This window comes from Xanthomonas sp. F14 (genome assembly GCF_014199865.1).
The window spans coordinates 76804-101036 of the sequence record NZ_JACHOM010000006.1; the positions used below are offsets into that span (position 1 = coordinate 76804).

The window sequence follows — 24233 nt, forward strand, 5'->3', positions numbered from 1 at the left end:
CATCACCGCACGCCGCGGTGTATCGCCGCTCTGCCTGCTTCCCGGTACCATGCGTCGCATCGTCATGCACGCAGTCGGCGCTTGCGTTACTGCAGCGGGTTGTGTGCATCGTGCAGGTTCGCCACCCACTTGAAGAGGCCACGCTTGGAGAAGGTCAGGAAATCGGTCCGCCGCACCAGCCGCGCGACCACCATCGACGAGGTGGCGGCGCTGGCGAAGGTCTCGCCGATGACGGTCTCGCGCGTGGTCAACAACAACGGCAGCGTGCGCGATGCCACCCGCGCTCGCGTGCTGCGCGCGGTCGACAAGCTGGGCTACACGCCCAACCTGGCGGCCAGTGCCCTGGCCGCCGCGCAGAGCACGCGCATTGCGTTGATCTACAGCGATCCTAGCGGCGCCTACCTGCGTGAGTTGCTGCTGGGCGTGTTGCGGGTTGCCTCGCGCACGCCGATCCAGCTGGTGATCGATTGCTGGGACGACCTGGATGCCGACGCCGAACGCCGTGCCGCACGCAAGCTCGCCAAGGGCGTGGCCGGGGTGATCCTGCCGCCGCCGCTGTGCGAATCCAAGGCCGCAGTACTGGAGCTGGTACGCGCCAAGGTGCCGGTGGTGGCGATCGCCTCCAACCATTTCAGCCCGGATGTGGCCTGTGTGCGCATCGACGAATTCGCTGCCGCCAAGGAAATCACCGAGCATCTGATCGCGCAGGGCCACACGCGTATCGGTTACATCGCCGGGCATCCCAACCTGTCTGCCAGCACGCGTCGCTTCGAGGGGTTCCAGGCCGCGCTGGCCGATGCGGGCCTGCGGCTGGACCGGCATCTGGTGCAACCGGGCGACTACACCTACAAATCCGGCCTGGTCGCTGCGGAAAAACTGCTGGCGCGCAAACGCCGCCCCAGCGCCATCTTCGCCAGCAACGACGATATGGCCGCCGCCGCAATCTCGGTCGCGCATCGGCGCGGGCTGGATGTGCCGCGCGATCTGTCGGTGGTCGGCTTCGACGACACCTCCGCTGCCACTGCGGTATGGCCCGAACTCACCACCGTGCAGCAGCCCATCGCCGCCATGGCCGACGCTGCGCTGGACATCCTGTTGAAGACGATTCGCGCCAAGGAGCGCACGGCGAAGATGGTCGATCATGTGGTCGCGCACCTGCTGGTCAAGCGGGATTCGGTGGCCGCACCGGCGGCGCCGGATGCAACGGAACAGCCATGACGCTGCACGCGGTTCTGCGTGCAGGCCGCCGATGGTCGCCTGCGCGTGCAGGCGACCATCGGCACAACATCAACGCGTCAGATACTGGTTGATCAGGTTCTCGTAGGCTTCCTGACGGCCGCTGAGTTGCTTGGGTTCGTTGCCGGCGGCGTACTTGGCCAGATCCACCAGCGTGCTGCTGCCGTTGGCAAAGTCCGCGCCTGCACCGCTGTCGAAGCTGGCGTAGCGCTCGGCGCGCCACTGCTCCAGCGGCGAGGAGGTCAGCAGCGCATTGGCCACTTCCAGCCCGCGTGCGAACGCGTCCATGCCGCCGATATGCGCCAGGAACAGATCCTGCGGGTCGGACGACTCGCGGCGCACCTTGGCATCGAAGTTCAGCCCGCCCGGTGCCAGCCCGCCCTGACGCAGCACCACCAGCATCGCGCCGACGGTGTCGTACAGGTCGGTCGGGAACTGGTCGGTATCCCAGCCGTTCTGCGGGTTGCCGCGGTTGGCATCGATGCTGCCGAGCAGGCCGGCGTCGGATGCCACCTGCAGGTCATGCTCGAAGCTGTGGCCCGACAGCGTGGCGTGGTTGGCTTCGATGTTCAGCTTGAAGTCCTGGTCCAGGCCGTGCTGGCGCAGGAAGCCGATCACCGTGGCGCTGTCGAAGTCGTACTGGTGCTTCATCGGCTCCATCGGCTTGGGCTCGATCAGGAAGTTGCCGGTGAAGCCGATGGCGCGACCATAGTCGCGCGCCAGGGTGAGGAAGCGCGCCATGTTGTCCTGCTCGCGCTTCATCTGGGTGTTATGCAGGCAGGCATAGCCTTCGCGGCCGCCCCAGAACACGTAGTTCTCGCCGCCCAGCTCGACAGTGGCATCGATGGCGGCCTTGACCTGCACCGCCGCACGCGCGACGACATTGAAGTCAGGATTGGTCGACGCACCATTCATGTAACGCGGGTGCGAGAACAGGTTGGCGGTGCCCCACAACAGCTTGATGCCGGTGTCGGCCTGGCGCTGCTTGGCGATGCCGACCATGTGCTTGAGGTTGCTCTGGTACTCGCCGATGTCGTCAGCATCGGGCGACAGGTCGATGTCGTGGAAGCAGTAGTACGGCACGCCGAGCTTGGTGAAGAACTCGAACGCGGCATCGGCCTTGGCTTCGGCGCGATTCAACGCGGTGTTGCCGATATCCCACGGGTACGCGCGCGTGCCCGGGCCGAACGGATCGGCGCCGTTGCCGCAGAAGCTGTGCCAGTAGGCCACGGCAAAGCGCAGATGCTCGGCCATGGTCTTGTCGCCGACCTGCTTGTTGGCGTCGTAGACCTTGAACGCCAGCGGGTTGTCCGAGTCGCGGCCTTCGAAGCCGATCTTGCCGATACCGGGGAAATATTCCTTGGCGCCGATGTAGACGGTGTTGCTCATGGGGTGGAACTCCTGCAGAGAGGCGAGGGGAGAAGGGAAAGGTGTCGCATGCGAGTGACCAGCCACGCAGCGCAGCGATCGCGCATGCAGGCCGTCACCGCCGCCACCGGCGCGCACTCTCAATCAGCGCCGGGGACGGACGCCGGCACGGGGCCTGACCCGTGCCGCGCAGAATGTTAGCGCTACCACAATCGCGACCGAAAAAAGCCGCGCGATGGAGCGAAGCTGAAGATGCCATGCCGATCCCGAGTGAAGCGGTCTGCCCGACTTTACCCAGCCCGGCGCCGAAAGGCTTGCTGCGCTGCGAGATGTGCGCTGCCCCGAGCACCTGCGGCACACCTCCAGCGGTGATCGGCTCGCTAGCGCCCCGGCACCGCCAAACCAGCGCCGAACACCCCGCCCGCAAGCGGCTGACCGCCCGTTCAGCCGCGCACGCGCGGCGTCGGCCCGCCGCGCGCCGGGCAGCTACAATGGCCGGCTTATGACCGCTGTCCTGCCGCTGCCGCAACCCCTGGCCGACCCCACGCCGCGCGACCCGCGCCAGCGGTTGCAGCGTGAGCAGCTGCGCCTGGGCAAACGCCTGCAGCGCCAGGTGGGCCAGGCGATTGCCGACTTCGGCATGATCGCCCCCGGCGACAAGATCATGGTCTGCCTGTCCGGCGGCAAGGACAGCTACACCTTGCTGGACATGCTGCTGCAGTTGCAGCGCAAGGCACCGGTGCCGTTCACCCTGGTGGCGGTCAATCTGGACCAGAAGCAGCCCGGCTTCCCCGCGCAGGTGCTGCCCACTTACCTGCGCGGGCTGGACGTACCGTTCGACATCGTCGAGCAGGACACCTATTCCGTGGTCAGCCGGGTGATTCCGGCCGGCAAGACCATGTGTTCGTTGTGCTCGCGGCTGCGGCGGGGCGCGCTGTATGCCTACGCGCAGGCGCATGGCGTGACCAAGATCGCGCTTGGCCACCATCGCGACGACATCGTGGCCACGTTCTTCATGAATCTGTTCCACCACGCCCGGCTCGCGGCGATGGCGCCCAAGTTGCGCAGCGACGACGGCGCGCATGTGGTGATCCGTCCGCTGGCCTACGTGCGCGAAGCCGATATCGCCGCCTACGCGCAGGCGCGCCAGTTCCCGATCATTCCGTGCAACCTGTGCGGCAGCCAGGAAAACCTGCAGCGCCAACAGGTCGGGCGGATGCTGCAGCAGTGGGACCGCGAGCAGCCCGGGCGGGTCGAGCAGATCGCCCGCGCGCTGGGCGATGTGCGGCCCGAGCAACTGGCCGACCGCACCCTGTTCGATTTCCTGGCGCTGGGCCGCAATGGCGATGCAGCACCGCCCGATCCTGATCCCGATTCCAGCGCCTGGCTCGCCGCCGGCGACAGCGCACATGACAGCGACTGACGCGGCCATCGCAGCACCGGCAGTCTTTCCACCCTCCCCCGTTTCTTCCTCCTCTTCGGTCCGACGCATGTTCTTTCGTAATCTCACCCTGTTTCGTTTCCCGACCACGCTGGATTTCTCCGAGATCGACACGCTGCTACCGCAAGTGCAGCTCAAGCCGGTCGGCCCGCTGGAAATGAGCTCGCGCGGTTTCATCTCCCCGTTCGGCCGCGACGAGCAGGAAGTGCTCTCGCACCGTCTGGAAGATTTCCTCTGGCTCACCGTCGGTGGCGAGGACAAGATCCTGCCCGGCGCGGTGGTCAACGACCTGCTCGAGCGCAAGGTCGCCGAGATCGAAGAGAAGGAAGGCCGTCGTCCCGGTGGCAAGGCGCGCAAGCGCCTGAAGGACGACCTGATCCATGAGCTGCTGCCGCGTGCCTTCGTCAAGAGCTCGCGCACCGATGCCATCCTGGATCTGCAGCACGGCTACATCGCGGTCAACAGCTCAAGCCGCAAGAGCGGCGAGAACGTGATGAGCGAGATCCGCGGCGCACTCGGCAGCTTCCCGGCACTGCCGTTGAATGCCGAAGTCGCACCGCGCGCCATCCTCACCGGCTGGATCGCCGGCGAACCCTTGCCCGAAGGCCTGAGCCTGGGCGAAGAGTGCGAGATGAAGGACCCGATCGAAGGCGGCGCGGTGGTCAAGTGCCAGCACCAGGAACTGCGCGGCGACGAGATCGACAAGCATCTGGAAGCCGGCAAGCAGGTCACCAAGCTGGCGCTGGTGCTGGACGACAATCTGTCGTTCGTGCTCGGCGACGATCTGGTGATCCGCAAGCTCAAGTTCCTCGATGGCGCACTGGACCAGCTCGAACACAGCGAAGACGACGGCGCACGCGCCGAACTCGATGCGCGCTTTGCGCTGATGAGCGCCGAAATCCGGCGCCTGTTCCTGCTGCTGGAAACCGCGTTGAAACTGAGCAAGGCCGAGTAAGCGCAACGGTCGAGCGGTGGCGTGGTGTCATCGCGATCGATGCTCGAGTCAAATGCCCGGTGAGTGGAGTGCGCGGTGCCCTCACCGCTCGCGGGACACGCCGTGCATCCGTTCGTGGAGGCTCCTTGGCGGCATCCATGCCGCCAAGGGTTCCGCAACCGGCAAGGACACCGCATCAGTCAGTTGGTCGGCTGCTTTCTTGAAAGCGTGTCGTCCGGCTGCGCTGCGCCAGACATTGAAAATGTTTGCAGCTTGCGTGTCGAAAACTTGTCCACCGCTCGGCATGCGAAGGAGGGGAGTGAAAAGCTGGTCGACGCACAGTGATCCGACCGGCGCAGGTCATGCCCTGCTTGCAACCACACACCGACCATCTCGACTGGCCCTTGCCCGCTCGCCGTCGCGGGACCTTACGCGGCATGGATGCCGCGTAAGAGCCTACATGGACGTACTTGCGGCGTGTCCCGCGATGGTGGGCGGGCAAGGGCCCTGCAGCCAAGTCGCCGATCAGCCACTCTGCAACTGTTCCATTCGCGCTATCCAGTACGACGCCCAAAGCACAGAGACTCGGCCGTGCTGGGCGGGCAGGGCAATAGCCCTGCAGCCAGTCCGCGGATCTAGCGACGCCGGCTGCGCGCACCTGGCGATGGGCAGCGTCGTTTGCCAGTCGCTCAAAGAAGTCGTGCCAACATCGAATGCATCAATCGCTTCGTCTCACCACCTGACACATCGCAGCGCTATCCTGTGCCCATGTTCAAGCCCGTCCGCCGCCTTATCGCGCCCGCCCCGCAGGTTGTCGAACGCGATTGCCTGCGCCTGCAGCTGGACGGGCGCGAGATCGCGGTGCTGCGCGTGCGCGACCCGCGTGCGCGGCGCATCAAGCTCAGTGTGGACGAACGCGGCGCGCGGCTGACCTTGCCACTGCGCGCAAGCCTGGTGGCCGGCGAACGCTTTCTGCAGGCGCATCTGGACTGGCTGAGCACGCAATTGTCGCGTTATCAGCAGGTGGATGCGTTTCCGGCGCTGGAGCGTGGCGTGCCGGGGCTGCTGCCGTTACGCGGCGCCTTGTTGCCGCTGAGCTGGCACGACGGGCGCTACGCACGCATCGAGGTCACCGATGACGGCGCGCAGTTCCATGTGCCGACCCGCCTGGGCGATGCAGGCCTGCGCCGCACGCTGAAAGAATTCTACGAAGCGCAGGCGCGCGCCGATGTCGGCCGCTGGTTGCCGAGCTATCTGCCCGGCCTGCCGCGCGCCCCGGCGCGGGTGCGGCTGAAGGTGATGTCCTCGCAGTGGGGCTCGCTGGCACCGGATGGCTCGATGGCGCTGGATCTGGCGCTGGTGCTCGGCCGCCCGTCGGCGTTCGAATACGTGCTGGTGCACGAGCTCTGCCACCTGCTGCAGGCCAACCACTCGCCGGCGTTCTGGGCCGAGGTGGAACAGCGCTTTCCCGCCTGGCGCGACGAACGCAGCTATTTCCACAAGCACGGCCGCCAGCTCAAGGCGCAACTGCGGCGCTTGTTGCAGGTGGAGTGACGCGGGTCGTCGCGATGCAGTTGCCGTCGCTGTGGCGCCGCTCCTGCAACGATCAAGGCGCGAAGTCGGGGCGCCAATGCTCTTCGGGCTTTCGGAGAGCTGCTGCGCGATGGCGCGGCTAGCGAAGTGACATAGCGCCACGCGGCTGCGCTAGCGCCATTGGTAAGACGCGGCGCGCGCAAGGTGCCGGCAGGCCAGCGGCGACAGCCACGCAAAGCGCCTGGTCAGGGCACACTCGATGGCCGCGATGCCGGCCTGCAGCTCGCGTGCCGGTCCCCAATGGTCGGCGTCACAGGCCACCGACCAGACCTCATCCAGGCGCCGGCGATCGTCCGGATCCAGTTGCGGCGACGCGTGCACCGTCTCCAGGAACGTCCCTGGCAAACTCCACTGCTCGAAGGATTCGATCGCGGCGACAAGCGGGTCTGGATGGCCCATTGCGCTAGCTCAACGGTGCCAGGATGCCGTGCGCCGCTGACGATGCCTGCTGGCACTTAGGTCTGCTGTCGCATGCAAGGCAGCAAGCACGAACGTCAGCGCCGTGGCATCGCGCAGGACGCATGCACGCATTCCACGCATCACGCGTGCGGCGGCGGCAACGACGCCAGAAAACCATTGATCACCGCCGCCACCGCGTCCGGCGCTTCCATGTGCACATGATGCGTGCCCGGCAATAGATGCAGGCGTGCATCGCGCATCAGTGCCACGCGGTGATCGCGCAGGGCATCGGGGAAGTACACCTGCGCCGGCGTGGCGAAGATGGCCTGGGTCGGGCAGGCGATGGAGGCCAGCAGCACGTCGATCTGCGCTTCGGTCATGCGGATGGCGGTGGGCAAGGTCAGGCGCGGGTCGCTGCACCAGCTGTAGCCGCCTTCGACCGCGCAGACCCCGCGCTCCACCAGCAGCCGCGCGGCCGGTTCGGTGAGCTGGTTGGCCATCATGCGTGCGCGCACCGGCATCTCCATCGACGGAAACACCCGCAACGGCCGCTGCGCCAGCGTGCGTGCCGACGCCACCGCATCGCGCAGGCGGGTGGCGGTGCTCTCGACCGGCTCGGCCAGCGCGCCCAAGGCCTCGATCGCGATCAAGGCCTCGACGCGTTCCGGCGCCGCAGCGGCCAGCAGGCTGGCGACGCCGCCGCCCAGCGAGTGGCCGAGCACGCTGAAGCGATCCCAGCCCAGATCATCGGCCACCTGCAGCAGGATCGCGATCGCGCTGCTGAGCGTGTATTCGGCGCCGGTCGGCAGCCACGCGCTGTGGCCGTGGCCGGGCAGATCCAGCAGCACCAGATCCAGGTCCTGCGCGTGCAGATGCGCGCTCAGCGGCAGGAAGCTGGCGGCATTGTCGAGCCAGCCATGCAGGGCCAGCACCCGGCGCGGGCCACGTTCGGGATTGCGCAGCCCGGTGACCCGGCCGATCGCCAGGTCGCACGCAAACGGCTCCAACCTCACGCGCGTCGGGCCACTGCGGCTAGTGCCTGCGCATGCGCCGGGCTGGCGTTGAGGCAGGGGATGTAGCTGAGCGTGGCGCCGCGTTCGGCCAGCGTTTCGGCAAAGCCCAGCGCCACTTCTTCCAGGGTTTCCAGGCAGTCGGTGGCAAAGCCCGGGCAGACCAGGTCGAAGCTGCGCACGCCGCCTTCGGCCAGTTTCCACAAGGTTGGCTCGGCGTACGGCTGCAGCCAGCGTTCCGAACCGAAGCGCGACTGGTAGCCCATCTGCCATTCGTCCGCGCCCAGGCCGAGCGCGGTGACGATGGCCTGCGCGCTGCGCTCGCATTGCTGCGGATACGGGTCGCCGGCATTGGCCACGCGCTGCGGCAGGCCGTGGAAGGAGAACATCAGCTTCTCGCTGCGCCCATGCGCCTGCCAGTGCGCGCGGATCGAATCGGCGATCGCCGCGACCCAGCCGGCGTCTTCGCAATAGTCCTGGATCACCTCGACCGCGATCTCCGGCGCGCTCGGGCGCCAGGCATCGATCACGTCCTGGATCGAGGCGGTGGTGGTGGTGGAATACTGCGGATACAGCGGCAGCACCACGATGCGCCTGATGCCGCGCGCGCGCAGGCCATCCAGCGTCTTGCGCAGCGCCGGGGCGCCATAGCGCATGGCCCACTCCACGTGCCAGTCCGGCATGACCTCTTTCAGGCCCTCGGCCAGGCGGCGCGTGTACACCGCCAGCGGCGAGCCGTCCGGCAGCCAGACCTTGGCGTATTTCTCGGCCGACTTGGGCCCGCGGATCGGCAGGATCACCCCGTACAGCAGCGGCTTCCAGAACAGCGGCGGGATTGCGACCACGCGGCGGTCGCTGAGGAACTCGGCCAGGTAGCGGCGCACGGCCGGGGCGGTGGGCGACTCGGGGGTGCCGAGATTGACAACCAGCAGGGCGGTATCGGGGGTGGTGTTCATGCGCACCATTCTGGCAGAGCGCAGCAGCGCTGCCGAGGACAGCGCATCGATCGCCGCCATTGACCGCCTCTGCCGCCTGGCTGCGCTCACCACCGATTCATTGCGCCACCACTAACGTCGCGCCATTGCTATCTTTGACGGATTGTCCTCTGGAGCTTGTCATGCCTCGTCTGTCGCGCCTGGCCCTGTTGTTGTCGCTGACCTTCGCCGCCGGCCATGCCGTCGCCGGCCCGGAAGAGGACCAGCGCGCGCGTAACGCGGTGCGCGTGCTCAACGAGATCATGAAGATCCCCGAGCAGGCGATCCCGGACAAGCTGCTCGACGAGGCGCGCGCCATCGTGGTCATCCCCGACACGCTCAAGGCCGGCTTGGTGATCGGCGGCCGGCGCGGGCACGGCCTGATGTCGATGAAGAATGCCGATGGCAGCTGGTCGCAGCCGGTGTTCGTCAAACTCACCGGCGGCAGCATCGGCTTCCAGGCCGGCGTGCAGTCCTCCGACGTGGTGCTGGTGTTCCGCAACGACCGCAGCCTGGACAACATCGTCAACGGCAAGTTCACCCTCGGTGCCGATGCCGGCGTAGCCGCCGGCCCGGTCGGCCGCAATGCCGCCGCCGCCACCGACGGCCAGCTCAAGGCCGAAATCTGGTCGTGGTCGCGCGCCCGTGGCCTGTTCGCCGGCGTGGCGCTGGACGGTGCGGTGCTGCAGATCGACGATGCCGCCGACCTCAACGCCTACGGTGGCGGCGCCACCCCGCGCATGATCTTCGAAGGCCGCACCAACGAGCGTGCCTCCACCGACGTGATCGCCTTCCGCGACCGCCTGGAAGAGGCGACCTACACCGCACGCGCCAATCGCGGTACCGATGGCAGCGCCGACGATGGGGCCAGCGCGCCGCGTCCGGCAACGCCGCCGCCGGCACCGGCGACCACTACGCCGCCGCCAGCGGTGAACGAGGCCAGCACCGTGCCGATGCAGCCCAGCACGACGCCACCGCCGCAGCAGGGCTTCCAGCCGGTGTCCGATGGCGAAATCCGTACCGAATCGCTGGACGGCAACCGCTGACAGGCTGTCATCCCCCTGCGCGGTGCGCTGGGGTATCCTGCGTCTTCCTTCTTCTTCAGCAAGCGAGCAGATCATGGGCGGTTTCAGCATTTGGCACTGGCTGATCGTGCTGGTGATCGTGTTGCTGGTGTTCGGTACCAAGCGGCTCACCAGCGGTGCCAAGGATCTCGGCAGCGCGGTCAAGGAATTCAAGAAAGGCATGCACGACGACGACAAGCCGGCCGGCAAGCTCGGTGACGACACCCGCACGGCCGAGCAGGCACGTGAGGCGCAGGCCGAGCGCGATCGCGACGCGCGTTGATCCGGAGCGGCGTCGGTGTTTGACATAGGTGTTGGCGAACTGACGCTGATTGCGATCGTCGCCCTGGTGGTGCTCGGTCCCGAGCGCCTGCCCAAGGCGGCCCGGTTTGCCGGACTGTGGGTGCGCCGCGCGCGCATGCAGTGGGATTCGGTCAAGCAGGAACTGGAGCGCGAGCTGGAAGCCGAAGAGCTCAAGCGCAGCCTGCAGGATGTGCAGGCCTCTCTGCGCGAAGCCGAAGACCAGCTGCGCACCAAGCAGCAGCACCTGGAGCAGGGCGCCCGCGCGCTGCACGACGAGGTGGGGCGCGATATCGATATCCGCAGCCCGGCCACACCGGTGGCGACACCGCTGGAGCTGGCGCATGCGGATCTGTTGGCCGGGGCGAATGCCACGTCGGCAGCGGGCGCTGCGGATGCGGCCGACCATGAGGCCGCACCGGCCATTGCCCAGGCCCAGCCGATTGCGCCGGCGCCGCATCAAACCTTGGTACCGGCCCCGCACGACACCGTGGTGCCGGCGCCGCATGCCGCGCATCTCAGCAGCATCGGCGCGCAGACGCCGGCCACCACCACGCCGATGGAGCCGAGCACGCTGAAAGCGCCGACCGAGCCGGCTGCGCCGGGCAATATCCAGGAGAAACAGCCGTGAGCCTGTTCGACGACGCACAGGCCGAAAGCAGTCTGATCGAGCATCTGGTCGAATTGCGCGCGCGCCTGGTGCGCGCCCTGATCGGCCTGGGCGTGGTGCTGTTGGCGTTGCTGCCGTTCTCCCGTGCGATCTATTCGTGGCTGGCCGCGCCGCTGATTTCGCAGCTGCCGCTGGGGCAGACGATGATCGCGATGAATCCGGCCGGCGCGTTCTTCGCACCGCTCAAGCTGACCTTCTTCGTGGCGGTGTTCTTCAGCGTGCCGTGGCTGCTGTACCAGGCCTGGGCCTTCGTGGCGCCGGGCCTGTACCAGCGCGAAAAGAAACTCGCATTTCCGTTGTTGGCTTCGGCGGTGGCGCTGTTCTACATCGGCTGCGCGTTCGCGTATTTTCTGGTGTTGCCGGCGGTGTTCCACTTTTTGACCACGTTCAAGCCGGACGTGATCGCCATTACTCCGGACGCCAATTCCTACCTGGATTTCGTGCTGGCGATCTTCTTCGCCTTCGGTGCGAGCTTTGAGCTGCCGGTGGCACTGGTGATCCTGGTACTGCTGGGCTGGGTCAGCCCCAAGCAGCTGAGCGAAGGCCGCGGCTATGCCATCGTCGGCATCTTCATCCTGGCCGCGGTGCTCACCCCGCCGGACGTGGTCTCGCAGCTGATGCTGGCCATTCCGATGTGCCTGCTCTACGAGCTGGGCATCATCGCCTCGCGCGCGGTGGGGCCGAAGCCCGCCTAGCGCACTCGCCGCGCTTAGGCGCGTGCCGACATGCAGCTGCGCAACCCGGCATCACCCGGACGCGATCACCCACGTGGGAGCGCACCCGGGCGCGACCGGAGCTCTCCCGTGGAAGGCTTCGTCGCGCTCAGGCGCGCTCCTACGGGTTGGGATGGTCAGGCGGCGAACACGTTGGCGCGAGCTAGGGCGTCCCCGGGAAAGCTTCGTCGCGCCCGGGTGCGCTCCTACGGATCAGGGTTTCGTTGTCGGCACATCGCCGGTCAAGGCGATCAGGCGGCGAACACATCCGGGCGCGACGGTGCCGTGGGCTGCGCGGTTGCGCCTGCGTGGGTGAACATCTGCTTCCATGCGGCGTACACCGAACCGGCGAATACCGGCATCAGCACCGCCATCAGCAGCAGCTGGGCCAGCCACATCGCCACGGTCTGGCCGGCCACCAGGCCGACGATCAGCGCCACGATCATCACCGCGAAATAGATGGCGAAGATGGCGATGAAGGCCAGCACGAAGAAAACCAGCATCGCCGGCAGGTTGTGCAGGCTGGCGCGCAGGCTCTCGCGCAGCGCATGGCCGCCGGTGCTGCGGTCGAACATCACCTGCGGCGGCATCACGAACAGCGCCAGCGTCATCGCCGCGAAGGTGGCGATGGTCAGCAGCAGCCACAGCAGGATGCGCCCGGCCGGCAGGCTGGCGGCCAGTTGCTCGATCTGCACCGGGTCCGGCTGCGCGCCGGACTGGCTGATCTGGTTGATCTTGATCATCACCTCGGACAACTGCTGCAGCCCGCTGGCGCCGATCATCACCAGCAGCAGCACGCCCAGCAGCAGGCCGGCGATCAGCTGCGGCAGCAGCGACACCAGCAGATGCGGCGCGCGGCCGTCCTGCAGGCCGTGCAGCAGATGCGACGGCTTGGCGATGCGGCCTTCGTCGACCTCGCGGATCGCCCACAGCAGGCCGCCCATGAACAGCGGGCCGGCCAGCACCAGCAGGAACTGCAGGGCCGGGCCCAGCAGCGGCACCAGCACCGACAGCGACACCACCAGGGTGGCCGCCACGCTCCAGATCACCCCCAGCGAGCCAAGCGCCAGCGGCGCCCGCTTCAACAGCGAGAAACCGGTCAACAGCCATTCTGCGCCGGCAGACGCCGGCACCTTGCGGATTTCGCTCATTCCCATTCCGGATCGATACGCACCGGACCATCCGGCGTGGCGCGATTATCGCTGCTTTTGCGTGTGTGCGGCGGGATGAGTGGTCACTGTTTGCAGGCCGCGTGCGTGATGCACGAACCGGCGCAGCAGCTTGCGGGCGATCGGCGCGGCGGTGACCTCGCGGGCGACCGTGCGGGCGCAGTGCCCGTGGCGGGCAATGCACTCGGCGCGCGCCTGCACATAGCCGCGCATGTGGTGGGTGGCGAACTCGGGGTGGAACTGCACGCCCCAGGTGGCCTGCCCCCAGCGGAAGGCATGGCAACGGTCCTGCCGCGAATGCGCCAGCACGATGGCGCCGTCCGGGGCGCGCACCACGGTTTGCATGTGCGTGGCGTGCGCCGGGAAATGCGCCGGCAGGCCGGCAAACAACGGGTCCTGCTCGGCCGGTGGGTGCAATTCCAGCGCGATGGTGCCGGACTCGCGCCCGGCCGGGTTGTAGTCGACTTCGCCACCCAGCGCGTGCGCCAGCAGCTGGTGCCCGTAGCAGATGCCGAGCAGTGGCATGCCCTGGTGGGCGGCATCGCGCAGCCAGGCGGCACTGCGTTCGCTCCAGTCGGCGCGGTCGGTGACGTAGGCGGCCGAGCCGCTGACGATGGTGCCGGCAAAGCCGTCGCGGTCGGGCAGGCGGCCGCCATTGGCGACATCGACGGCGACGGTCTCATGCTCGGCCAGCCCGGCCGCGACGCGGATCCAGTGCCGAAAACGGCCGTATCGCTTCATCTCCGGCACGGGATGCCCGGTTTCGATGATCAGGAACGGCAAGGCGGACATGCGGACGGAAATCCAGCAGCGACTGATGTGCCCGATTGTAGGCAGCTCCAGGCGGTTTTTTTCAAGTGGCGTGCCAACGCATGCAGCTAAGGTTATTCCGGATGGCTATGTGCTGATGGCTGGGGGCGGGGCGCTGGTTACTTGCGCTGTGTGGATGTAAGAGCAGCGATGGCTGGAGATGGTTTGTGCCACGTCGGTTGCCGACTCGGTTGCCGCGGTGATCGTGCGCCGCTGATCTGGTTGTACTCGGCCGTGCCGTGTACCTGGTCAATGGCGATGCCGAGTCCCTGCCAATGGCGGCATGTGTGTGCCGACGTACCCTCATCCGCCCTTCGGGCAGCTTCTCCCGGTGGGAGAAGGGAGCAAACGGTGGAAGAACGGAGCGGGCCCCTCTCCCGCCGAGCGAGAGGGCATGGCTTGCGTGCCACTTGCGCGCGTGCCTTGGGGCGCCCGCGTCGCAAGCGCGGGCCGGGCCGGGGCGCGGAGCGGAGCGGGGGTTGGGGGTGAGGGGCGCCTGTGCCGATAATCGTGCAAGTCCCAGGCGATCCGCCTAGTCCCGCGGCGGCAACACCGACAACACCTCTTCCACCGTGGTCAGCCCGGCGGCGACATTTTCCAGGCCGGTGCGCCGCAGCGTGCGCAGGCCCTCGCCACGTGCGGCGTGGCTGAAGCTGGCCAGGTCGGTGTCGGCGCGGATCAGGCTGCGCAGGCGCGGGCTCACCGGCAGCAACTCGTACAGGCCGACACGGCCCAGGTAACCGGTGCGGCGGCATTCCAGGCAGCCGACCGGCGCGTGTACGTTCAGCACCTGCGGCAGTGCTTCGCCCGGCTCGCGGATCGCCGCCCACTCGTCGTCGCTGAGCGTATGCGGGCGCTTGCAGTGCACGCACAGGGTGCGCACCAGCCGCTGCGCCAGCACCCCGTTGAGCGTGGACGCCACCAGGTAATGCGGCACGCCCAGATCCAGCAGGCGGGTGATCGCCGAGGCGGCGTCGTTGGTGTGCAGCGTCGACAGCACCAGATGCCCGGTGAGCGAAGCCTGCACTGCCATCTGCGCGGTCTCCAGGTCGCGGATCTCGCCGATCATGATGATGTCCGGGTCCTGGCGCAGCAGCGTGCGCACGCCGCTGGCAAAATCCAGGTCGATGTTCTGCTGCACCTGCATCTGGTTGAACTCGGGCGCGATCATTTCGATCGGGTCTTCCACGCTGCATACGTTCACGTCCGGCGTGGCCAGGCGCTTGAGCGTGGAATACAGCGTGGTGGTCTTGCCCGAGCCGGTCGGGCCGGTGACCAGCACGATGCCGTGCGGGCGCTCGACCAGCGCGCTCCAGCCGGCGGCCTCTTCCGGGCTGAAGCCGAGCTGCTCGATGCTCTTGAACGCCGAATCCGGGTCGAAGATGCGCATCACGCACTTCTCGCCGAACGCGGTGGGCATCGTGGACAGGCGCATTTCCACCTCGCGCCCACCCGGCGACCGGGTCTTGATGCGGCCGTCCTGCGGGCGGCGACGTTCGGCCAGGTCCATGCGGCCGAGCACCTTGATGCGGCTGACCACCGCGGTCATCACCGATGGCGGCACTTCCAGCACCTTGTGCAGCACCCCGTCGATGCGGAAGCGCATGCGCCCGGCCTCGCGACGCGGCTCCAGATGGATGTCGCTGGCCCGCTGTTCGTAGGCGTACTGCAGCAGCCAGTCGACGATATGCACGATGTGGTGGTCGTCGGCATTGACGTCGCCGGCGCGGCCCAGTTCCACCAGCTGCTCGAAACTGGGCAGGCCGGCACCCGGTTCGGCGCTGCGCACATCGCCGCGCGCGCCGCGCACCGACTGGGTCACGCCGAAGAACTCCATCGTGTAGCGATGCAGGTCCAGTGGGTTGATCAGTGCCAGCTCGATGCGACGCCGGCTCAGATGCTGCACGTCGGCCAGCCATTCCAGTGCCAGCGGCTCGCTGGTGGCGATCAGCACGCGCTCGGCATCCAGCGCCAGCGGGAGGATGCGGTGGCGGCGCGCATACGCATGCGAGACCACACCGGTGACCGCGGCCACATCGATGCGGGTGGGATCGATGCGCAGATAGCGCAGGCCGGTGCGGGTGGCCAGCCATTCGGTCAGCCGTTCCAGCCCGAGTTCGCCGGCCGGCGGCTGCGCGGCATGCAGCTTGAGATTGGCCAGCAGCACCAGCGGATGCACCTCGCTGGCATTGCGCACGCCGGCGGTGGAGAACTGCACGCGCTCGTGTTCGTGTGGCACCACCATGCCATCGGCGAGCAACGCGGCAGCCACCGGGTCGAACATCAACCGGCCGCGCGGCAGGATCGCCGCTGCGCTGTCTGGATCGGCCGTACGCCGCTGTTCCATGTTCGATGTTCCCCTGCAGCGGTGCTCCGCGGCAAAGCGCTGCGGGTCGGCCGGTATACTAGCGCACCCCTTCCGCACGGCCTTTGCTGCATGTCCGATTCCCGGCGCGTTCCAATCACTTTCCAGGGCCTGATCCAGACCCTCAACCAGTACTGGGCCGAGCAAGGCTGTGTGCTGATCCAGCCGCTGGACCTGGAAGTGGGCGCAGGCACGTTCCATCCGGCCACCTTCCTGCGCGCACTGGGACCGGAGCCGTGGAATGCGGCCTACGTGCAGCCCTCGCGCCGCCCCACCGACGGCCGCTACGGCGAAAACCCCAACCGCCTGCAGCGCTACTACCAGTACCAGGTGGCGATGAAGCCCAACCCGGACAACATTCAGGACCTGTACCTGGGGTCACTCAAGGCCCTGGGTATCGATCCGCTGGTGCACGACCTGCGCTTTGTCGAGGACAACTGGGAATCGCCGACGCTCGGTGCCTGGGGCCTGGGCTGGGAAGTCTGGCTCAACGGCATGGAAGTCACCCAGTTCACCTACTTCCAGCAGGCCGGCGGACTGGAGTGCAAGCCGGTGCTCGGTGAGATCACCTACGGGCTGGAGCGGCTGTGCATGTACCTGCAGAGCTGCGACAACGTCTACGACCTGGTGTGGACCTACGGCCCGGACGGCACACCGGTGAGCTACGGCGATGTCTACCACCAGAACGAGGTGGAGCAGAGCGCCTACAACTTCGAGCATGCCAACGTGGCCGAGCTGTTCCATCGCTTCGACGCCTGCGAAGCCGAAGCCAGGCACCTGGTCGAGGTCGGCCTGCCGCTGCCGGCCTACGAGCAGGTCACCAAAGCCAGCCATGCGTTCAACCTGCTGGATGCGCGCCGCGCGATCAGCGTGACCGAACGCCAGCGCTACATCCTGCGCGTGCGCGCGCTGGCGCAGGGCGTGGCGCAGGCGTATTACGCACAACGCGAGAAGCTGGGCTTTCCCGGAGTGAAGAAGTAACCAAAGCCTCTCTCCCCCGGGAGAGGGGTTGGGGTGAGGGGACGGAGGCGCAGTCCTCCTGCACCCAGACTCCACAGAGCTTCGCCGGTCCCCTCATCCGCCTCTTCGAGGCACCTTCTCCCGACGGGAGAAGGAACACGCAAGCTTCTCTCCCCACGGGAGAGGGGTTGGGGTGAGGGGACGGGGCGCAGCCCTCCTGCACCCAAACACCACAGAGCTTCGCCCGTACCCTCATCCGCCCCTTCGGGGCACCTTCTCCCGACCGGAGAAGGGAACACGTAAAGGTCCACGTCTTATGAGCGAACAACTTCCCCTGCTGATCGAACTGGGCACCGAAGAGCTGCCGGTCAAGGCGCTGCCGGGTCTGGCGCAGGCTTTCTTCGATGGCGTGCTGCACGGTCTGGAAAAGCGCGGCGTCGCGGTCACCCGGGGCGATGCCAAGCCGCTGTCCACACCACGCCGCCTGGCGGTGCTGCTGCCGGGCGTGGCCACCGAGCAGCCCGAGCAGCGCTCCGAAGTGCTGGGTCCGTATCTCAACATCGCGCTGGATGCCGAGGGCAAGCCGACCAAGGCGCTGGCCGGTTTCGCCGCCAAGGCCGGGATCGACTGGACCGCGCTGGAGCGCACCAGCGACGCCAAGGGCGAGCGCTTCGTGCACCGCGCGGTGACGCCGGGCGCGCGCACCGCCGACCTGCTGCCCGACATCCTGCGCGAAGCGATCGCCGCGATGCCGATCCCCAAGCCGATGCGCTGGGGCGCGCACGAATACGCCTTCGCGCGGCCGGTGCAATGGCTGGTGCTGCTGTTCGGCGACAGCGTGGTTCCGGCCGAGCTGCTGGGCGTGCGTGGCGATCGCCTCAGCCGCGGGCACCGCTTCATGCATCAGGGCGAGGTGTCGCTGGCGGCACCGGGCGATTACATCGAGGCCTTGCGCGCGGCGCATGTGCTGGTGGATGCGGACGCACGCCGTGCGCGCATCGTCGAAGAGGTCGAAGCCGCCGCCAGGCAGGCCGGCGGCAGCGCACGCATCAGCGACGACAACCTGGAGCAGGTGGTCAACCTGGTCGAATGGCCGTCGGCGGTGCTGTGCAGTTTCGAGCGCGACTTCCTGGCGGTGCCGCAGGAAGCGCTGATCGAAACCATGGAGATCAACCAGAAATTCTTCCCGGTACTGGACGACGGCGGCAAGTTGACCGAGCAGTTCATCGGCATCGCCAATATCGTCTCCAAGGACGTGGCTGAAGTCGCCAAGGGCTACGAGCGAGTGATCCGTCCGCGCTTTGCCGATGCCAAGTTCTTCTTCGACGAGGACCTCAAGCAGGGCCTGGAGGCGATGGGTGCGGGCCTGGCCAGCGTGACCTACCAGGCCAAGCTGGGCACGGTGGCCGACAAGACCGCGCGTGTGGCGGCGCTGGCCGAGGCGATCGCGCCGCAGGTGGGCGCCGATCCTGCGCAGGCGCGTCGCGCTGCGCAGTTGGCCAAGAACGACCTGCAGTCGCGCATGGTCAATGAATTCCCGGAACTGCAGGGTATTGCCGGGCGCCATTACGCCAAGGCCGCCGGTGAGCCGAGCGAGATTTCGCTGGCGATCGACGAGGCCTACCAGCCGCGTTTTGCCGGCGACGACATCGCACTGTCGCCGCTGGGCAAGGTGCTGGCGATTGCAGAACGGCTGGATACCTTGGCCGGTGGCTTTGCGGCCGGTTTGAAGCCGACCGGCAACAAGGACCCGTTCGCGCTGCGGCGCAATGCCCTGGGGTTGGCGCGGACGGTGATTGAGAGTGGGTTTGATCTGGACCTCAAGGATCTGCTCTATCACGCCTACAGCTCTGCAAAACAGTCGATGTCTGAGGTTGTGCTGCGGCAGAAAAAAGATGTTGCAGACAAAGCACGTGCGTCAGGTGTAGATGCCCCCACGTCACATGCGAATCAGCGATCGCTGCATTTGGAAGAATTGGCTGAGCTCTTCGACTTCATCCTCGACCGCCTACGCGGCTACTACGCAGACAAGGGCGTTCCTGCCACGCACTTCAACGCGGTCGCCGCATTGTTCTCGGTCGCGCCCGAGGGCGCTCCTGCAGCGCTCGTAGGAGCGCACCTGGGCGCGACCCATGGCTCCCTCTACGACTTCGACCGCCGCATCGATGCGATCGGCATCTTCGCCACGCTGCCCGAAGCCGAAGCCCTGGCCGCAGCCAACAAGCGCATCCGCAACATCCTGCGCAAGGTCGAGGGCGAGATCCCCGGCGACATCGACACCAGCCTGCTGCGCGAACCGGCCGAAGAAGCCCTGGCCGAAGCGGTGGAAGCGGCCATCGGGGATACCGGCGATGCGCTGCACCGGCACGACTACGTCGCCGTGCTCGCACGCCTGGCGCGGTTGCGCCCACAGGTGGACGCGTTCTTCGATGGCGTGATGGTCAATGCCGAAGACGCGCAACTGCGCGCCAATCGCCTGGCCCTGCTGAAGAAGCTCGGCGACCGCCTCGGCAGCGTCGCCGCCATCGAGCATCTGTCCAGCTGATGGCCGCGTCCGCCGGCGCGGTGCACTGGCAGACCGCGCAGGCCGCGTTGGCACGCCGCGACCTGGCTGTGGCGGCGTCTGCGTTGCAGGCGCTGCTGGAGGTGGAGCCAGCGCATGTGGCGGCCCGCGTGCTGCTGGCCGGCACCGTGCTGGCCAACGGCAGGATGCGCGAGGCGGTTGCGCAGCTGCGGCTGGCGGCAGGCGATCTGGGCGACGACGTGACGATGCGTTGCCGCGTGGCGCAGGCCTTGCTGCGCGTCGGCGAGCATCGCGCACTGCATGCCTTGCTGCGTCACCCGTCGGTGATGCGGTGCCAGGACGGCGCGACCTTGGCCCTGCTCGCGCACGTGCATCAATCCCTGGGCGAACATGTCGACGCACTGGCGATGATGCAGCGGGCGCAGGCCTGCGGATTCGATGGACCGGATTTCCGGTTTTTTCTAGCGGTGCAGTTGCAGTTCAATGGTCGCCTCGATGAAGCGGCGCAGGCGCTGGAGCATGCGCTGGCGCACACGCCCGGCTATGGTCGCGCGGCGTTGACGCGTGCGCGCCTGCGCCGGCAGAGCGCCAGCAGCAACCATGTGGAACAACTGCGTCAACAGTTGCAGCTCGCCAAGCCCGACAGCGAAGATCGCGCCGGGCTGGCGTTCGCGCTGTACAAGGAGCTGGAAGACCTCGGCCAGACCGAGGCCGCCTGGGACGCGCTACAGCACGGCAACGCGGTGATGCATGCACGCCTGCGTCACGACGCCGATGCCGAGGCGGCGTTGTACGCGCAGCTGGGTGCGCTGGCCGGCCAGGGCTTGTTCGCCGCGCAGCAAGCCCCCGTCGCACACGGCCCGCAACCGATCTTCGTGCTTGGTTTGCCGCGCTCGGGCACCACGGTGCTGGAGCGGATGCTGGGCAACCATTCCCAGATCGTGTCGGCTGGCGAGTTGAACGACTTCGGCCATCAACTGCGCTGGGGCGCCGACCAGGCCGGTCGCAGCCTGCTGGATGCGCGCCTGCTGCAGGCCTTGCCGACGCTGGACTACGCGCAGATCGGCGCGCGTTACCTGGAACAGACGCAATGGCGAGCCGGATCGGCACGCTGGTACATCGACAAGCTACCGGCCAACGCAGTGGCGATCGGCGCGATTGCCCGTGCCTTGCCGGGGGCATTGATCGTGCATCTGGTACGCGAGCCGATGGCGGTGTGCTTCTCCAATTACCGCGCACTGTTCGGCGACTCCTACGCCTACAGCTACAACCTGCACACGCTGGCGCGCCACTATCAGGCGTATCACGCCCTGATGGCGCAATGGCGCGCGGCATTGCCGGGCCGGGTGGTCGATGTGGACTATGCGCAGATGGTGCGCGATCCATCCGCGGTATTGCAGCAGTTGATGGCGCGCTGCGGGTTGCAGATCGAGCCCGGGCAGATCGATATCACCCGCAATGCGGCCGCGTCGGCCACGCTGAGCAGCGTGCAGGTGCGCGAAGGCGTGCATGGGCGCAACGTCGAAGAATGGCGGCGCTACGCCACGCAGCTGGAGCCGCTGCGGCAGGCCATGTTGCATGCCGGCCTGATCCAGACCGACGCACGCTGACAACGGCCAGCGAAACGACGCGGAGACGCCGCCGCGATGTATGCGCTATGCCCGCAATCGAAAACGCCTGCGTGTCGCCAGCCTCGTCGTGTCTGGCCACTCCAAGTTCGCCCACTCGCAGCAGCGGCGATCCCCAAGCGCTCGACCCAAAAACGCTTGTCTCAAAACGCCAACGGCAGCCCCGTGGCTGCCGTTGGCAAATACCACCCTGGCTGACTCAGTGCGCGCCGAAACGCCAGTTGAGCTCCAGCATGTAGGAACGTCCGTAACCGGTGTAGTTGAAGATGTTGTAGTACGGATAGCTGCTGTAGGTGCGATCGCGCGGCGGCCGGGTGTCGGCCAGGTTGTTGACCGTGGCGGTCAGCGAGATGTCGTCGTTGACCGCATAGTCCAGCGTGGCATTGAGCGTGGTCCACGCACCGACCTTGCGTGCGCCTTCCACCGCATAGCCATCGGTGCTTTGCTGTGCAGTGAAGTTGGGCGTACGTCCGTAACGCTGGCCGAACAAGGTGGTGGTCCACGCATCCTTCTGCCAGGTGATCGAGGCATTGGTGATGCTGCGGAACTCGGAAGAGAAGAACGGCTCGCTCAGCAGGTCGCGCACCGGGTCTTGCGGGAACTGCTGACTTTCATGCTTGAGCGTGAGGTTGTATTGCGCGTCGAACACGAACAGGCCCCAGGAGTCGGTAGCCAGGTTGTAGGTCGCCTTGGTCAGCACGCCGGAGATTTCCTCGTTGGAAATATTGACCGGGTTGATGCGGATGTTGCTCAGGCGATTGGGTACCGGCGCATCGGCGGCCGTGCGATCGATGCGCGACAGCGCGTCGACGCAGGTCGGCGAGTTGATATCCAGGGCGCCGAGCCGGCAGGCCGATTCGTTCTGCAGCAGGGCATCGGTGCTCAGGTCGCTGACCTTGTCATCGATCTTGATGTTGTAGTAATCGGCGTTGACGCTGAAGCTTGCGCTCGGCGACCACACCACGCCGGCACCCCAGGACTTTGCGGTGATCGACTTCAGATCCGCATTGCCGGACCGACGGCCCTGGATGCTGGTGCCGCCATAGGTGCAGTCGGCGATCGGCACGTTGGGTTCTTCGAGTGCGCAACGGTAGTAATCGTTGACGCCCTGGAAGAAGCCGCTGTCGCCAGCGAAGGAAAACGCCATGTCCGGTGCCTTGAACGCGGTGGCGTAATTGCCGCGGAACAGCAGCGAATCGATCGGACGGAATTCCAGCGCGGCCTTGTAGGTGAACTTGGAATCGCCGCCGCCGCCCTGGTTCTTGTAGTCGTCGTAGCGGCCCGACAGATTGGCGGTCAAGGTGCTCAGGATCGGCACCCGCATTTCGAAGGCCGCCGCCCAGTTCTCGCGCTTGCCGCTGCCCTGGGTGCCGGTCAGCTGGTAGAAGTCGCCAGCGATCACGCGTTGGTCGGTCGGGTTGGTCCAGTACTGATTACCCGCCTGCACCACACCGGCGACGCCGACCGCACCGGCCGGCAGGTTGAACAACTCGGTGTTGGTCAGCTGCAGGTTGACGTTCTGGGTCCAGGTCCGGGACTTGGTGCGGATTTCGTCGTTGAAGCTGCGGTACTGCGCCGGCGTCAAGGCGCGATAGAAGTTGGCATCGTTGGGTGAATAGATCGGGTAGCCGTAGTACTCGCCCTGCGGAGCGCCAAGGAACTGTTCGCGGAAGAAATCTTCGATGCGGTCGGCCAGCGGCCACTGCTGACGGCTTTCGATGCGATATTCCGAGCGTGCGTAGTAGGCATCGTAGGTCCAGTTGCTGGCACCCAGGCCGCCTTTCAGGCCAAGCGCGATGTTGTAGGAGTCGGCAGTCTGGCGGTCGTTGTTGAAGTTTTGATTGCCGGTTTCCTCCGGCGCAAAGATGCGTTGATAGCTTTCGAGCTGCTGGCTGTCCTGATTGTAGAAAAAACCACCGGTATCGGAGGAGGTCTGCCAGAAGCGGGGGCCACTATTGACCTCGACCTTGGTGCGATTGAGCAGCAGGGTCGAGTACAGCTCGACGTTATCGTTGAAGGCATAGCTCAGGTTGGCATAGCCGCTGGCGCTGCGTTCCTTGTTGAGGATGCTGGCGTAGCCCGGCTCGGTGCGACTGCTGCAGAAGTTGCCGCGGTTGGCGCGGTTGTCGTACTGCACCGAGCCATTGAACAGCGGTCCCAATGCAGCGCAATTTTCGGCGCCCGGATCGAGATAGGTGGTGGGCAGGTTATGCAAGGCAATGCGTGAGCCGTAACGCAGGGTCGGGTCAGGATTGTCGCTGGTGGAATCGAAATCGCGGCGCTGGTAGCCGTAGATCGGATCCTGATTGTTGAGCTGCAGGCCCCACACGATGTTGGCGCCGCCGATCTCGTTGCCGCCGGTGAGCTGGAAGCGCTGGTTGTTGCCGCCACCCCCGTCGTAGGTGCCCATGCGGTAATTCATCTGCACGCCGTCCATGCGCTTCTTCAGGATGATGTTGACCACGCCGGCAATGGCGCTGGAGCCGTAGATCGAGGACTGGTTGCCCGGCGCCACGTCGATGCGTTCGACCATGCCCACCGGCACGCTGGCCAGGTCGACGAAATTGCTCTGGCCGTTGTAGAGCAGTGGGTAATCGGCCATCGGCCGGCCGTCGATCAGCACCAGGGTGAAGCCGGGGTCCAGGCCGAGCAGGCTCAGCGATTTGGCGCCGGCAGTGAAGCCGCCACTGAACTGACCGTCCTGGACCGAGCCGGTGGCCATCGGTTGCGAGCGCAGCACGTCGTAGACGTCCTTGAAGCCGCGGCGCTGGATGTCCTGGGCGGTGATCGAAAACACCGGGGTCGCGGTTTCGACCTGGGACCGGGGAATCAACGACCCTGTCACCGTGACCTTGTCCAGTTGAGTCACTTCACCTGAATCCTGTGCCATCGCAAGCGATGGCATGGTCAGGGCGGTGCACACGGCGGTGACCAGCAAATGACGTTTCATGAAACGCACCTCTCTCTCCAAAGGTATGAACGGGCGCGCGGCAATCGGGGGGGCCGCACGCAATGGGTGTCAACGAAACGTTAACAACGTACCGACTGTACCGAGTTCTATCCGATGCCGTATAG

19 protein-coding genes are annotated in these 24233 nt (G+C 66.6%); 11 read left to right on the forward strand and 8 right to left on the reverse strand.

Translation table 11 applies throughout. The features are described from left to right. The first annotated feature begins 144 nt into the window (after positions 1–144). Positions 145–1218: a LacI family DNA-binding transcriptional regulator gene (locus GGR73_RS18710; RefSeq protein ID WP_039527742.1), complete on the forward strand. Its 1074-nt coding sequence runs from the start codon at positions 145–147 to the stop codon at positions 1216–1218. A 69-nt stretch (positions 1219–1287) separates the two neighbouring features. Here the strand turns inward: GGR73_RS18710 and xylA are convergent, their stop codons facing one another. Beyond that, the gene (xylA, locus tag GGR73_RS18715) at positions 1288–2625 is read right to left on the reverse strand and encodes a xylose isomerase (protein ID WP_046342382.1); all 1338 of its coding nucleotides are present in this window, start codon (positions 2623–2625) and stop codon (positions 1288–1290) included. Between the two features lie 481 nt (positions 2626–3106). Between xylA and ttcA the strand changes: the two genes are divergently transcribed. From ttcA to GGR73_RS18730, 3 genes are all read left to right on the forward strand, one after another. Next, on the forward strand, positions 3107–4027 hold the full coding sequence (ttcA, locus tag GGR73_RS18720; protein ID WP_184458297.1) for a tRNA 2-thiocytidine(32) synthetase TtcA: 921 nt from the start codon (positions 3107–3109) through the stop codon (positions 4025–4027). 67 nt (positions 4028–4094) lie between these two features. Further along, positions 4095–5000: a recombination-associated protein RdgC gene (locus GGR73_RS18725; protein WP_007974628.1), complete on the forward strand. Its 906-nt coding sequence runs from the start codon at positions 4095–4097 to the stop codon at positions 4998–5000. 747 nt (positions 5001–5747) lie between these two features. Next, the gene (locus GGR73_RS18730) at positions 5748–6533 is read left to right on the forward strand and encodes a YgjP family zinc-dependent metalloprotease (RefSeq protein ID WP_184458299.1); all 786 of its coding nucleotides are present in this window, start codon (positions 5748–5750) and stop codon (positions 6531–6533) included. Between the two features lie 150 nt (positions 6534–6683). On the opposite strand, the gene GGR73_RS18735 is transcribed toward GGR73_RS18730, so the two are convergent. The 3 genes from GGR73_RS18735 to hemH all read right to left on the reverse strand — a co-directional run bounded on the left by GGR73_RS18735 (position 6684) and on the right by hemH (position 8946). Beyond that, entirely contained in the window at positions 6684–6971 is a 288-nt protein-coding gene (locus tag GGR73_RS18735) for a hypothetical protein (protein ID WP_184458301.1), read from the reverse strand. A 140-nt stretch (positions 6972–7111) separates the two neighbouring features. Further along, positions 7112–7978, reverse strand: a complete 867-nt coding sequence (locus GGR73_RS18740; RefSeq protein ID WP_184458482.1) for an alpha/beta fold hydrolase — start codon at positions 7976–7978, stop codon at positions 7112–7114. 2 nt (positions 7979–7980) lie between these two features. Further along, positions 7981–8946, reverse strand: a complete 966-nt coding sequence (gene hemH / locus GGR73_RS18745; protein WP_039521260.1) for a ferrochelatase — start codon at positions 8944–8946, stop codon at positions 7981–7983. A gap of 152 nt (positions 8947–9098) precedes the next feature. Here hemH and GGR73_RS18750 point away from each other — a divergent pair, with 152 nt between their 5' ends. The 4 genes from GGR73_RS18750 to tatC all read left to right on the forward strand — a co-directional run bounded on the left by GGR73_RS18750 (position 9099) and on the right by tatC (position 11684). After that, on the forward strand, positions 9099–10001 hold the full coding sequence (locus GGR73_RS18750) for a lipid-binding SYLF domain-containing protein (protein ID WP_024937602.1): 903 nt from the start codon (positions 9099–9101) through the stop codon (positions 9999–10001). Between the two features lie 73 nt (positions 10002–10074). Then, a complete protein-coding gene (tatA, locus tag GGR73_RS18755) occupies positions 10075–10302 on the forward strand; it encodes a Sec-independent protein translocase subunit TatA (protein ID WP_016904256.1) in 228 nt (75 codons plus the stop codon). Positions 10303–10317: 15 nt separating this feature from the next. After that, positions 10318–10950, forward strand: coding sequence for a Sec-independent protein translocase protein TatB (tatB, locus tag GGR73_RS18760; RefSeq protein WP_184458303.1), 633 nt, complete (start codon positions 10318–10320; stop codon positions 10948–10950). Continuing rightward, complete coding sequence (tatC, locus tag GGR73_RS18765) at positions 10947–11684, forward strand: twin-arginine translocase subunit TatC (protein WP_039513578.1); 738 nt, start codon at positions 10947–10949, stop codon at positions 11682–11684. Before tatB ends, tatC begins: the two co-directional genes overlap by 4 nt. Positions 11685–11953: 269 nt before the next feature. Here tatC and GGR73_RS18770 read toward each other — a convergent pair whose 3' ends face one another. The 3 genes from GGR73_RS18770 to GGR73_RS18780 form a co-directional block, all read right to left on the reverse strand. Beyond that, complete coding sequence (locus tag GGR73_RS18770) at positions 11954–12853, reverse strand: BPSS1780 family membrane protein (protein WP_016904253.1); 900 nt, start codon at positions 12851–12853, stop codon at positions 11954–11956. A gap of 45 nt (positions 12854–12898) precedes the next feature. Next, a complete protein-coding gene (locus tag GGR73_RS18775) occupies positions 12899–13663 on the reverse strand; it encodes a glutamine amidotransferase (RefSeq protein ID WP_016904252.1) in 765 nt (254 codons plus the stop codon). Between the two features lie 550 nt (positions 13664–14213). After that, positions 14214–16028 carry a GspE/PulE family protein gene (locus tag GGR73_RS18780; protein ID WP_184458305.1) on the reverse strand — a complete coding sequence of 605 codons (1815 nt, stop codon included), beginning with the start codon at positions 16026–16028 and terminating at the stop codon, positions 14214–14216. Positions 16029–16118: 90 nt separating this feature from the next. Here GGR73_RS18780 and glyQ point away from each other — a divergent pair, with 90 nt between their 5' ends. The 3 genes from glyQ to GGR73_RS18795 all read left to right on the forward strand — a co-directional run bounded on the left by glyQ (position 16119) and on the right by GGR73_RS18795 (position 21140). After that, a complete protein-coding gene (glyQ, locus tag GGR73_RS18785) occupies positions 16119–17027 on the forward strand; it encodes a glycine--tRNA ligase subunit alpha (RefSeq protein WP_039513568.1) in 909 nt (302 codons plus the stop codon). 295 nt (positions 17028–17322) lie between these two features. Next, positions 17323–19551 carry a glycine--tRNA ligase subunit beta gene (gene glyS / locus GGR73_RS18790; RefSeq protein ID WP_184458307.1) on the forward strand — a complete coding sequence of 743 codons (2229 nt, stop codon included), beginning with the start codon at positions 17323–17325 and terminating at the stop codon, positions 19549–19551. Beyond that, positions 19551–21140 carry a sulfotransferase gene (locus GGR73_RS18795; RefSeq protein ID WP_184458309.1) on the forward strand — a complete coding sequence of 530 codons (1590 nt, stop codon included), beginning with the start codon at positions 19551–19553 and terminating at the stop codon, positions 21138–21140. The genes glyS and GGR73_RS18795 overlap by 1 nt, the downstream gene beginning before the upstream one ends. A gap of 217 nt (positions 21141–21357) precedes the next feature. Here GGR73_RS18795 and GGR73_RS18800 read toward each other — a convergent pair whose 3' ends face one another. Beyond that, on the reverse strand, positions 21358–24048 hold the full coding sequence (locus GGR73_RS18800) for a TonB-dependent receptor domain-containing protein (protein ID WP_184381546.1): 2691 nt from the start codon (positions 24046–24048) through the stop codon (positions 21358–21360). Between the last annotated feature and the right edge of the window lie 185 nt (positions 24049–24233).